This is a genomic window from Acinetobacter sp. 243_ASPC (assembly GCF_001054715.1).
Lineage (GTDB): Bacteria > Pseudomonadota > Gammaproteobacteria > Pseudomonadales > Moraxellaceae > Acinetobacter > Acinetobacter soli.
The window spans coordinates 1-12,640 of the sequence record NZ_JVOR01000126.1 but is presented as its reverse complement, the minus strand read 5'-3'; the positions used below and the strand labels follow the sequence as shown (position 1 = coordinate 12,640).

Here is a 12,640-nt window from a genome sequence, read left to right as displayed (position 1 = left end):
TATGTCCAATTTTTGGGGTGCAGTTCATTCGGGTGGTTTTTTTACATCTAATCAAAGGTGATTTATGGCTAAATTATCGCAACTTCAAGAAGCTTATAACAATCCCAATGTGCGCCGTTTCCTGAATGCTATCGCTGATGCTGAAGGTGTGAAATATGGCTATAACACATTGTTTGGTAATCAGCAGTTTAATGATTTAAGTGCTCACCCAAATGTCAGAAAGGCCTTTAAACAAACGGATGGCACAACAAACTACACAACAGCTGCTGGCCGTTATCAGTTTATCAAAGACACTTGGAATGGATTGGCCAATCAATATGGATTTAAAGATTTTTCCCCGCAATCACAGGATCTGGGTGCAATTGCTTTGATTGCTCAAAATGGTGCCTTGAATGACGTCATGATGGGGCATTATGAGAATGCTGTAAATAAGCTTGGCTCACAATGGGCATCATTACCAAGTTCCAAATATGCGCAGGCTAAGCGATCGTGGGATCAGTTTAACCAATACTTAGGTAAGAGTAATACCGGTAATAAAAATGAATATTCACCAACAATGGTGGATTTAAAATCTGTAGGAATACAGTCAGCACAATATCAACCTGAATACGTTGATCTTCAGAATGTTGGTATTGGTAAGCAAACACGGCAATACCAGCCAGAAATGGTGGATTTAAAATCTGTAGGAATTGGATAACATGGCAGGCGAACAAACAAGAGCTTTTATCGATGCTCAACGAAAAGCAGGAAAGTCTGATTCTGATATTTTTCTTGCGATGATGGATAGTCCTAAATTTTCAGCAGGCATTCAAAAAGGCAATCAACTAGGGCATTCAAACCGTGATATTGCACTCGGCTTGGGCTTAAATTTACCTGAGCGAAAGGCTGTTGATCTGGATGCCGCAAAGCATGGCGCGATGCTTGATGAAGCCAAAAAACAAGGCCCTACACAAGCATGGGAGTCTGGTTTACTAGGTTTTTCTGATTTAGGTGCTGGTGTTGTACAGGGCGCGTCTTATGCAAGTGATGCGATTAGTAAAGGGATCAATAAAATTGCTGGTACCAATTTAGATACCAATTCTTATAACCGATTCACTCAGCAACGCAAAGACATCGAGGAGCAACATGATTTACGCCGTGAAGCCTATGATCAAGGTTTTGACTGGGCACGGCTAGGCGGTCAGGTTGCCGGCACAGCACCTTTAGCAGCAGCTGGGCGAACTTATCAAGGCGCTAAAATATTATCCAAAGCTGGTGCGGAAGTCGCCCTACATAACGCGGCTTTAGGTGCTACCATGGGCGGAGTAAGCTTTGCAGGTGATGCAGGTCAACGCACTCAAAACATGGCACTCGGCGCAGTTGGTGGCGCAGTAGGTGGGGCGGTTGGTGAAAAGATTGGGCAAGGTGCGGGTAAGGCTATCCAAGCGGGAAAAAACACAGCAGCTAAATTTTCAACTGAGCGAACCAATCAAATTTTACAGTCCATCGATCAAAAGCTTAATGAAGCGCTTCGCCAAAGCGGTAGCAATATAACATTGGGTCAGCTTTCAGATGACATTGTAAATGGTTTACGTCAGGATGCGCTCAATACAATTAAATCGGGTCGTAACTTGAGTCCTGAAGCCGTGGCCAGAAAGGTTATTCTCGATCGGCTTGGCCTAAAAGGTACCCAAGCACAATTAACGGGAGATCCAAAGCTTTGGCAGAAACAGGCTGAACTGGCTAAAATTAATGGTGCCGGTGATCCGATTCGAGGAAAGTTGATTGATGATAACGAGCAACTTAAATCACTTCTTGATGAGGCTACAAAGAAAACTGGAGGAAATGCAACTGATCAATATGGGGCTATGCAAGGAGCTTTAAACTCGCTTGATGATCAACTTGCTCAGAACAAGGAGTTTGTAAGAACAGCTTATGATGTTGCGCGGAATGCGCCAGGTAATGACATTAAACTGGATGGCAAGGGATTTGCGAACGATGCTTTCACAGCATTAGAACAGAATTATGCTGCATCTAGTTTACCGGGTAATGTTCAGAAAATTATCAAGGATATTAATGACAACCCAGACATGTTCACGCTTGGAAAGTCGGAAGAATTCATTAAGATTTTGAATCGCGAGCATAAAGCAAGTTTGCAAAATGGACAGCCAACCAGTTCTACTCATGCGATCGGTTTAGTACGAGATGCATTAAACAATCGACAAGATGAAGCGATGCAAGGATTAATCTCAAATGGCAACGATGCAGCTCAAGCTTATCAATTTGCGCGTCAGGCTCATCAGTTTAATGTAAAACAGATTGAATCCATGCCTTTGCTGCAAGATGCTTTAAAAGGTGTTGAGCCAGACAAACTTTTCAATAAACATGTTTTAAATGGAAATGTTGCAGAGTTAGGCAAAACCGTTGATTTACTCAACAATGTTAATCCTCAGGCTGTGAACGACATCAAACAACAGGTACTGGAGTTTATTTCTAGCAAAGCGGTCAATCAGAATGGTCAATTTAGTCCAGCGGGAATGAAACGAGCTTTAGATTCAATCGGCGAACGCCGTTTATCAACCATGTTTAGTCCAAATGAAATTGGACGAATTCAGGATATAGGCATGGCTGGGCATTATTTAGTAACCCAACCAGCACATTCTTATATCAATAACTCAAATACTGCATCGGCACTGATGAACCACCTTAGCGGCTTAATTAATAAGCCGGGCCTGAGAATGCTATTAGCACCAGTGAAAGACATTAAAGATAGTCGTCAGGTTGGTAAAATGATGGATTCATCTATGCCAAAAGGCGAAGTGTCCGTTGAATTTAATCCTGATAATGCGACTTTAATTGAAAGACTGACCAGAGCCGGTTTAATAGGCGGATCAAACCTACCCAACCAATAAATTCCCACTTACCATGGCCACCATTCGGTGGCTTTTTTATTTGCAGGTGCAAATATGACTATCGAATTACCAAAACCGATTGCTGTTACTCCAGTTCCAAATGTTCGTTATCGAGAGTTTACGAAGTGTGGCCAAAAACCATTGGCAGGTGGTCAAATCTGGACATATGACGCCAATTCAACAACACTAAAAGTCACTTATAAAGATCCGTATGGCATGAGCCCAAATACGAATCCAATTATTCTCGATGCGGCTGGTGAGGCTGATATATATTTAAATGGTACATATCGTTTTGTAGTTAAAGACAGAAATGGTGTCGTGCAGAAAGATATCAGCAAAATTGGCTCTTGGTACTCTGGTGATCTTGATGATCAACTTAAAAGTGTAAATGACCTGCTTGAGTCAAGCGCCCAAACACTTATGCAGCCTCTACAAGATGCGATTGCAGCAGCGGCGGCGGCAGGTGCAGGTGCTGAGGGCTGGACTGATACATTGGTTGCTACAAGTATTCTAGATGCACCAAACCAAAATTTATTGAATGCAAGAACTACAACTACGGTCTCGAGTATAGCAGAGCTTGCAGCTTTAGCAGTCTGGCCCGGTCGAACCGTATTTATTAAAACGAGAAATGGTGAGGAGAATAGTTTTTTTGCCGGCACGTTTGTCTATTCTAAAAACGCAACAGACACAATAGACAATGGTATCGTATTAGATGCAGAAGGTGGCCGTTGGATTCGTAAGATTGAAAATAGTGTAATTAAAGCTCAATGGTTTGGCACACCCACCCAAATTGATGATCAAAAGATACTAAATCCAGCTTTCTCTGCTGCTATCTCCAAAGGTTTGCCTGTTGATATTACTGGCAATAATTGGGGGATTAACGGAACTGTTAAAGCTGTAGGGCATATCAATGTTATTGCAGATTTTGCGAATTACGTTGAAGCAGACCCAGCAGGAAATTATCCGAATAAATTCGCTTTTGAGTTCGGTGATCATTCAAGTGGCGCGGGAGAGGGTAGAACTGTTTTGCAGATTACTGGCTATTTACATGTTTCATGTAAAAACAGAGCCACGCGATTAAATGGAATTTTTATAAAAGGCAGTTTTTTGAACATTGAGTCAATTCGCGCAAATAATTTCTCAGGAACGGGTGTAAAGCTAGAATCGGTCTGGGATAGCGTCTTTAGTCGAATTTCAGTTGAGCTTTGTGGGAATGAAGTCGATTACGCGTTTGTATGCGATAGTAAAGATGATACATCGAATTGCTTAAATATTGTGAGTCTGCAAGTTGAGCAATCATATCAGCGTGGTATTTTTATATTTAATACAATTCGCAGTGTGATTAACAATATTCACTCCGAAAGACTTTACAGAACAAATAAAAATACAGCAAATACACCAGTTGGTTATGATCTTAACCATGTGATTTATATGAGTAATAGCATGATAAATCAAGCTATTTTTCATTCAAATGATGGCGAATTTTATATGAGATTGGATGGCGCCAATTCAGATTACAACTGCATACTTACATATGATGGCAATCTGTATGGTGAGTTCGGAGATCATATTAATTATTCAAATTTAAGTGCTAAATCTTTTTTACAGACAGGTGCGTTAACCCAAATTACATTTGATAACCCTCGTATTGAAAGCATATTAGTTTATCAAAATGTAGTTATAACCAATCCAACAATTAAAAATTTGATTTTTGGATATGCTTGTAAAAATGTAACAACAAAAGGTGGGAGTATTGAAAATGTTGGTGCAGATACATCTTCAACAAATATTAACGGACAAATATCATTTAACAATACGACGATAAAAAATGTCTATGAGGTCGGCTATAACACTGTGAATCCGACAAGTTTTTACGCATGCAATATTGAAAACTTCTACGGTAAATATGGTGGAACAGCATACGTTAATGGTGGATATATTTCTAACGCGGATCTAGCTAGTGATTTTGCGGGTATTTTTGATGCTGCGAAGTTTAGTTCCTTTAAGTCAAATGGTTCAAGAAAATATCTTACAAGAGCATGCTCAGCTTCTGGCTCAGTCACTTGGGGTCTCCCCAACCTTGACATGCAATCAGGTTTAATCACAGAGCGCATCGGATACGATGCTGCTGGTAAGATTTATCAAAACACCGCAACTGGTGTAAATTGGGTCAAAATTGCCTAACCAGTAAAAAATATAAGCCCTTAGCCACCAGACTTAGGGCTTTTTTATTGCCAAAAATTGGGGGAACCAATGGCTGAAAACACAGATCTATCATTTCGAGAGCAGTTGAATGAAATTCGTAAAGAGTTAAAAACACTTACGAGTGACATGACTGAGCTAAAGGCGAGTTACCGTTATCACGTCAAGAACAGTGAAAAAATTGAAGGCATGGAGCGTGATTTAAATCAAGCACGCGGTGTCATTCGCGTTATTCAATGGGGTGGTTTGTTTTTCCTGGCATTGATTGTTGGTTATGTCCGAGGGCTAGACTCTGACCAAAATCTGCTCGAGCAAAAAATCAATGCTGCTCAGCTTGTGAATTCACAAGAAATTTTGAAGCTTACCAATGAAGTTTCTATCAACCGTATTGCAATCACGAACCTCAAAATTTCAAAAGGCGTAGGTGAACAAAAAGATGAACAATGACAATACACGCGCATATTTGGCATACATCATCGTAATGTCAGCATTCTTGGTCTTAATTCTTTTATTTTTTTTACAAGTACCTTCAGAGAATAAAGACATGCTGAACTTTGCGTTGGGAAATATGTTCGGTATTGCCGTAACGGTAGCAGGGTTTTACTTTGGCTCAAGTGACAAGAAAAAAAACTCTGATGAATAAACCTTAATAAATCCCGTGCCCACTCTCAGTGGGCTTTTTTTCGTGTACAGGAAAGTAAAATGAATATTGATCAATATTTAAAAGAACTCATTGACCGTGAAGGCGGCTATGTGAACAACCCAGCGGATCGTGGTGGACCAACAAAATATGGCATTACAGAAGCTGTAGCTCGAGCAAACGGCTACAAAGGTAATATGCGTGATTTACCCCTAGATTTTGCAGTTTCAGTTTACAAGAAGCGGTACTGGATAGAGCCTCGATTTGATCAGGTGAATGCAATCGCATCTGCAGTGGCAGAGGAACTACTTGATACAGGCGTAAACTGTGGCGTGGCATTTGCAAGACCGTTATTACAGCGCGCATTGAATTTACTGAATAACCAAGGCAAAGGCGGCTGGCCAGACATTGCAGTGGACGGAATATATGGACCTGCAACGTTGAATGCATTAAAAACTTATCTCGTTAAGCGTGGTAAAGAAGGGGAGCGTGTGTTATTGCGTGTTTTAAATATCATGCAAGGCCAGCGCTACATTGAAATTTGTGAACGCAATCCTTCACAAGAGCAGTTCTTCTTTGGCTGGATTAGTAATCGAGTGGTGATTTAATTATAGAAAAGCCCTCAATGGAGGGCTTATTTATCTGGGCCTTCCCAGATCATAACTGTATAAAATTTAGCAACTTTATGTTTACAGATTTCAGCTGCAATTTTAACAGCTTCGCTTTTATTTTTTGCGTGAACATAATTCTTACTTTCTAAAGTCGATTCAGAATCATCAGCGTAAAAACAGACTTGATAACGATGCATGCGCGATACCTCTCAATGAATTTTCACTCGTATATGAGCGTCATTAATACACAACAAGCTCTGAAAGTTAAAATAATTTTGTGTTTTTGATGTTGCTGTCATGGTCCACACTCTGTTTTCAAACATACTGGCGCCAAAGCCGATTTTTGTTTTTCCGTACTTTTCCTGGATCTTCTCAATAGATTTCATTAAGTGTTCAGTGAGTTCGAGCTGAGCATAGTCAGTAAGCAAATCATAATTGTATGAAGCCTTTGGCTCCAATGCACTTAAAATGATTCCCGCCTTTTTAAACTCAATTCCTTTTATATAAATCTGCTCAGTGAGTGTATTTGCTGCAGCTACTAATTTCCGCACATCATCAGTGGGTACACTAAACGCTGTAGATCTCTCACCTTTATAAAACTTATTCTTAGTATCAAATGGATTGGAATAAGCGAAAACAATCATGTATCCGCATAAAACCTGTTCTTTTCTCAGGCGTATAAATGCTTCTTGAGTGCGCCGTGATATTGCTTCTTTTAAATCATATTTGTCAGTGATTCGATTTCCAAATGACCGAGAAGCAACGATCTGCTTACGTGTCGGCTGCGTATGCTCAATATCAATACATGCTGTGCCATTGAGCTCTATCACAGTGCGCTTAAGCACCACAGAGAACATCTTTTCAATATAGGAAGGTGGGGCATTCATCAACTGATAGACGTTCGTGATGTTCATCATTTCAAGTTTCTTCGCATTCTGCCTGCCCACGCCCCAGACTTCCGAAACATCTATCTGCTTATATAGAACATCCCGAACACCGTCTCGCATCAAATCAAACACATTACAAACGCCATCTAAATGCGAATATGTCTTTGCAATATGATTCATCATTTTAGCTTCAGTTTTCGATCTGCCGATGCCAACACATACCGGGAGATTGATCCAGTCTAGAATTCTCCTTTTTGCTGTTCTGGCAAATTCATTCAGATCATAAAGGCCACAGTAAGCTGTCAGCTCTAGAAAACACTCATCGATTGAGTAAACTTCATGATCTTTTTCTGAAACCATCGCTTTGAGAATATTGTGAAATCGTCGTGACATCTCAGCATATAAAGCGTAGTTGCTGGATAGAACAACGACGTTATGCTGTTGAACGATATCTCGAATCTTAAAGAGCGGGACACCCATCTTGATTCCGAGCTTTTTCGCTTCCTGTGATCGAGCAACAGCACAGCCGTCGTTATTACTTAAAACAATGACGGGCCTATTGTTCAGTTGCGGCTGGAATACTCTCTCACATGACACATACATATTGTTCACATCAATGAGAAGAAAAATGCGCTCTTTCATATCAATCTTGATATCGTTACAAAATCAAGTTAATGATAAGAATTGGTCGAAACAAATTCAAATTTAAAAAATTGTGGATAAACAGCTAGAAGTCAAAACCTGTCGCTGTTTAAGATGCATTTGGTCGGAAATTCTTCACATCTTTTTTTTAACTTAAAATAATGCCAGTAATAGCATAAAGTTGATAAACTTGTTCCTGAGTTCAATTCCCGCTTTATGAATTAAACGAAAAATATTCTGTTCTTAATCATACTTAATCAAAACTAATTGTTATACGTGGGTTATACAAGCAAGTTATACGATGATAAAGTTATTATAAATTCAAATACTTATTGTTGTTGTTCAACTCCCGCCATCTCCACCAAAATTCGAAAAAGCCCCGAATTCATCATTCGGGGCTTTTTTTATTTTGTTTTAATGTTTTTAAAAATCGGATAACTCATTCAATTTTTAGTGAAAAAATTCAGCCACAAACGCCGCTGCAATAAAAGTTCCAAAATTTGCGCATAAAGAAACGACCACGATACGCCAGCCCAGTTTTCTAAAAGCAGGAATATCTTTTGCAATTGAAAGGCCTGCAAATGCCAGCATAGGGGTAATTACAGATAATATATGAATCTCACCCACAATTCCTGTAACTGTTTCATGCCAAGGAAACCATGGAGAAGCCATATACATCGCGATAATCGATACATAGCAAACCGTTGGAACTTTCTTGCCAGTAAGATGGTAGATCAGATCTCCCAATATTGAGATTAAAACTAAAATAACACCCGCAATGATCACGGTAGCGCTAAATTTTCCAGTTAAAATGGTATTTGCTGTTGTCGCTAATGCAATAAGTGCAATCCAAGTGAAGGCTTTTTCAGCTAAACTTAACTTGGTTTTTTCCTCTTCAGATTCTTTTACGGTGCTATAAAGAAACTCATTGTCATGCTGTTCTACTTGATTTCTTTTAGAAAAACGCCCTAAAACTGGTTCGAGTATCTTATAAGCATAAATGGCCAACGGGAGTGAAATAAATAAAGTAAAGTAGGTGCCAAGTGTTGTGGTTAATAAATTAGAAGCGGCAGCCAAAGCCATCACTTGTTCAGCCGTGGCCGGATCGACTTGAGCAGAAATAGCACCCGCTGCTGCAGCCATCATACTACCAGAGCCAATACCTGAGGCCATAGCTAAAGATAATGGATGAAAAATATTTAAGCTCGCGATAAAACCGGCAACGATTGCAATAAATAAAGCACCAATTAATGTTCCCGTTATGTATTCAGCTAAAACACCACGGCCTTCGGCAGAATTTAATCCATATTTTTCGGTAATGATGGCCAGACTAGGTTCGCGTCCGACAGAAAATGTTGCACCAATTGATTCGCGTTTGATACCCAGTAGCAAGGCAATTGGCATTGCAAATAAAATAGTACCGACAAAATGCCCGAGCTCTTGAAACAATAATGCCCAACCCGATTGAATAATCAGTGGAATCGATGAGCCTACAATCAGCCCTTGTTTGGCGATAAAAACAAGCAGTGCAGGGTAAAGAATATGTGCACTTTTAATCTGTAAAGGCTTATCTATTTTAAGTGGCATCCATTGTTTTTGACTCAGTAAGCCAAATGTACAACCTAAAATCAGAGCCCATACCATCGGAAGTAAGGCAATTTTTCCGGAGCCTAAAGGGATATTAATTGTACCAATAAATTCGGCAATACAAATGATGAGAAATGCAGATAATATTATATATCCGTATCCATAATTTATATTTCTTGCGTTGGTTTTCATATTAAAAACATTATCTCGCATTTTACTTCTTCCTTTTAGTGGGCATAATTTATTTATTAATAAAATTGCAAAATATATGCCATGATTTCCTGTTTTTATAATACGCAATATGTATACAATGCTCAAATGATGTGCATCAAAATAAAAACACTAAATTTCATGTTTAATTATTTATTTTTCAATAACTTGTTATGAATTTTTGGATGGATGGTTGAGCGCTAAAAACATAAAATTTTGTTGCTTAAATTAGAACATAAGGTTTTCAAAATATTTTTTAAAATTAAAATAAATTTGCATAATAAAAGTGCATTTTAAATTTACTAATGGAAATAAAAAATCTCTTATAGAGGCTATAAGAGATTTTTTAAATATTTATTTTGATGATTATTTTGATAAGGTGGTTTCAACCAAACCGATCCAAAATTTTATACCCGTTTCAATGACATTGTCATTAAAATCATAATAAGCATTATGCAGTGGTTTGGATGGTTCTACTCCATCGACGCCTAGCCAAAAATATGCACCAGAACATTTTTCTAAAAAATATGAAAAATCTTCTGATGCCATAGAAGGTTTGATATTCCAGTGAACTTTAGAATCTCCAAATAGTTTTTGGGCGACATCGCGAATGGTGATAGCTGCATCTGTATGATTCATTGTCACTGGATAACCGGAAAAAAATTGGATACTTCCTTTTACGCCGTGTACAGGAGGGAGCGCCTCAACCTGATCTTGAAGGAGTTGTTTTACCTGTTGACGAACTTGAGGGTCTAAACAACGAAAGGTACCTTTGATCGTGACATATTCAGGGATGATATTGATTGCTTCACCTCCCTGAATTTGAGTAATACTGAGTACAGCAGAATCTTGAGCAGCCAATCGTCTAGAGCTAATGGTCTGAATCGACAGAATGAGCTGGGCAGCTGCCACAATTGGATCAAACCCTAATTCCGGCATAGCAGCATGACAGCTTTTACCTTCAAGCTGGATTTCAAAGGTATCCATAGATGCCATCATTGCGCCAGAATTGACGGCAATATGGCCAGCAGGGAGTCCTGGCCAGTTATGTAAACCATAAATAGCAGACATTGGAAACTGATCTAACAAACCTTCTTCAAGCATTTTGGTTGCACCGCCTAAACCTTCTTCGGCAGGCTGAAATACGAAATGCACTTTTCCATGAAAATTTCGGTGTTCACTTAGGTATTTGGCCGCCCCTAAAAGTATTGCAGTATGTCCATCATGACCACAGGCATGCATGGTACCGTGATGACATGACTTATGCGGAATATCTGCCAGCTCGGTAAAGGGAAGAGCATCCATATCGGCACGAAGTCCAATTACTGGGCCAGAGCCATTTTCTAAAGTTGCCACCACACCTGTGCCAGCAATGCCTTCTAGCACATCCAAGCCAAACGAGCGTAACAAATCAGCGATACGTTTTGAAGTTTGAATTTCCTGAAATCCGATTTCAGGGAAGCGATGGAATTGTTGACGCCAAGTAATGACTTCATCAATAAAGACTTTAGAAATGTTCATAGCTTATCCCTCTCCAGCACCATAATTAAAACTAAAAGTGGGGGAATCAGATGTTTCGACCCAAACACTTTTTACTTCACTATACTCTCGAAGTACATCAATTCCTGAAGATCGGCCATAACCGCTGTCACCGTAACCCCCAAATGGTGAACTGACATGAATGGTTTAGAGGTGGTCCCACATGTTTGAACAACTAAAAGCGTATTTATAAGTGATATTCCGCTCTAGTTAAGCCACCTTGTTTTGTTGGGGTAGCTGATCATAGTAAAACTCATTTGGTGTCATTTTGTCTAGACTCGAATGAGGTCGTTTCAGATTATAAAACTCAAAATATGCACTCAATTGCTTTTTCGCATCTGTGACACTGCTATAAGCTTTGAGATACACCTCTTCATATTTAACGCTCCGCCATAATCGTTCAACCATCACATTATCAACCCATCGACCTTTACCATCCATACTGATTTGAATGCCATTTGATTTCAATACATCAATAAATGCATCACTGGTAAACTGACTGCCTTGGTCTGTATTAAATATTTCAGGTCGACCATATTTTTCAATAGCTTCATTTAATGTTTCTATGCAAAATGTAACCTCCATACTAATCGATACTCTATGCGCTAGTACCTTGCGGCTATGCCAATCAATCACAGCACATAAATAAACAAAGCCTTTTGCCATAGGGATATACGTTATATCCGTAGACCACACTTGATTACTGCGCTGAATAGCCAATCCTTTGAGCAGATATGGATATTTGCGGTGAGCTTGATTAGCCTGGCTTAAATTTGGTTTGCAATATAACGCATTAATGCCCATTTTCTTCATTAAAGTACGTGTATGACGTCGTCCTATATGATGTCCTTGACGATTCAACAAATCACGCATCATACGGCTACCTGCAAAAGGGTATTGCATATGTAACTCATCCATACACCGCATCAGCTTCAGATCTGATGCACTCACAGGTTTTGGGCGATAGTAATAACAACCACGGGAGACTTTCAGCAGCTGAGCTTGCTTAGATACTGAAATCTGAAGTGAGTCATCGATTAACTTTTGTGGTTGAAGCGGCCCAGTTTCTTCAACACACCTTCTAAAAAATCAATTTCTAATGCCTGCTCACCGATTTTTGCATGTAGTTTTTTTAGATCGATGGGTGGTTCTGTTGGAGCTTTTGATTGATCGAAAGCTTGCGAGGAAGCTGAAATCAGTTGATTTTTCCAGTCGATAATTTGGTTTTGATGAACATCAAATTCAGCACTCAATTCAGCAAGTGTTTTTTCTGCTTTAATCGCAGCAAGTGCTACCTTAGCTTTAAAATCATTTGAATGATTTCTTCTTGGTCTACGTGCCATAAAATACTCCATATATTGATGTTTATAACATCATTTGGGGAGCAAAATATCACTTATAAGTGTTGTTCAAATTTCCTGATCCACCTCT

The 12,640-nt window shown here is 39.3% G+C and carries 12 protein-coding genes; 6 read left to right on the top strand and 6 right to left on the bottom strand.

Annotated elements, in window-relative coordinates; genetic code table 11:
- Window positions 1-64 precede the first annotated feature (64 nt).
- The 6 genes from ADA42_RS16370 (at window position 65) to ADA42_RS16345 (ending at window position 6,341) form a co-directional block, all read left to right on the top strand.
- A complete protein-coding gene (locus ADA42_RS16370; protein WP_048766273.1) occupies window positions 65-697 on the top strand; it encodes a glycoside hydrolase family 104 protein in 633 nt (210 codons plus the stop codon).
- A 1-nt stretch (window position 698) separates the two neighbouring features.
- The gene (locus ADA42_RS16365; RefSeq protein ID WP_048766271.1) at window positions 699-2,891 is read left to right on the top strand and encodes a hypothetical protein; all 2,193 of its coding nucleotides are present in this window, start codon (window positions 699-701) and stop codon (window positions 2,889-2,891) included.
- Window positions 2,892-2,945: 54 nt separating this feature from the next.
- Window positions 2,946-5,075: a hypothetical protein gene (locus tag ADA42_RS16360; RefSeq protein ID WP_152682195.1), complete on the top strand. Its 2,130-nt coding sequence runs from the start codon at window positions 2,946-2,948 to the stop codon at window positions 5,073-5,075.
- A 69-nt stretch (window positions 5,076-5,144) separates the two neighbouring features.
- Window positions 5,145-5,540, top strand: a complete 396-nt coding sequence (locus tag ADA42_RS16355; protein WP_025095797.1) for a hypothetical protein — start codon at window positions 5,145-5,147, stop codon at window positions 5,538-5,540.
- Window positions 5,530-5,736 (top strand): hypothetical protein, encoded by a 207-nt coding sequence (locus tag ADA42_RS16350; protein WP_025095798.1) that lies wholly within the window; start codon window positions 5,530-5,532, stop codon window positions 5,734-5,736. The genes ADA42_RS16355 and ADA42_RS16350 overlap by 11 nt, the downstream gene beginning before the upstream one ends.
- Window positions 5,737-5,795: 59 nt before the next feature.
- The gene (locus tag ADA42_RS16345; protein ID WP_048766267.1) at window positions 5,796-6,341 is read left to right on the top strand and encodes a glycoside hydrolase family 108 protein; all 546 of its coding nucleotides are present in this window, start codon (window positions 5,796-5,798) and stop codon (window positions 6,339-6,341) included.
- Between the two features lie 26 nt (window positions 6,342-6,367).
- On the opposite strand, the gene ADA42_RS18535 is transcribed toward ADA42_RS16345, so the two are convergent.
- The 6 genes from ADA42_RS18535 to ADA42_RS18220 form a co-directional block, all read right to left on the bottom strand.
- A complete protein-coding gene (locus tag ADA42_RS18535; protein ID WP_161798558.1) occupies window positions 6,368-6,541 on the bottom strand; it encodes a hypothetical protein in 174 nt (57 codons plus the stop codon).
- A gap of 12 nt (window positions 6,542-6,553) precedes the next feature.
- Window positions 6,554-7,873, bottom strand: coding sequence for a Y-family DNA polymerase (locus tag ADA42_RS16340; protein ID WP_048766266.1), 1,320 nt, complete (start codon window positions 7,871-7,873; stop codon window positions 6,554-6,556).
- 450 nt (window positions 7,874-8,323) lie between these two features.
- On the bottom strand, window positions 8,324-9,760 hold the full coding sequence (locus ADA42_RS16335) for a DUF3100 domain-containing protein (protein ID WP_228137607.1): 1,437 nt from the start codon (window positions 9,758-9,760) through the stop codon (window positions 8,324-8,326).
- A 276-nt stretch (window positions 9,761-10,036) separates the two neighbouring features.
- Window positions 10,037-11,191, bottom strand: a complete 1,155-nt coding sequence (locus tag ADA42_RS16330) for a M20 aminoacylase family protein (RefSeq protein ID WP_048766262.1) — start codon at window positions 11,189-11,191, stop codon at window positions 10,037-10,039.
- Window positions 11,192-11,194: 3 nt separating this feature from the next.
- Window positions 11,195-11,353 (bottom strand): aldehyde dehydrogenase family protein, encoded by a 159-nt coding sequence (locus ADA42_RS18225; protein ID WP_081407854.1) that lies wholly within the window; start codon window positions 11,351-11,353, stop codon window positions 11,195-11,197.
- 66 nt (window positions 11,354-11,419) lie between these two features.
- Window positions 11,420-12,564, bottom strand: a protein-coding gene (locus tag ADA42_RS18220; RefSeq protein WP_100833519.1) for an IS3-like element ISAba14 family transposase whose coding sequence is annotated in 2 segments (ribosomal slippage) — window positions 11,420-12,300 and window positions 12,300-12,564 — 1,146 coding nt in all. Because the reading frame shifts where the segments join, the coding sequence is not laid out codon by codon here.
- Window positions 12,565-12,640: the final 76 nt, after the last annotated feature.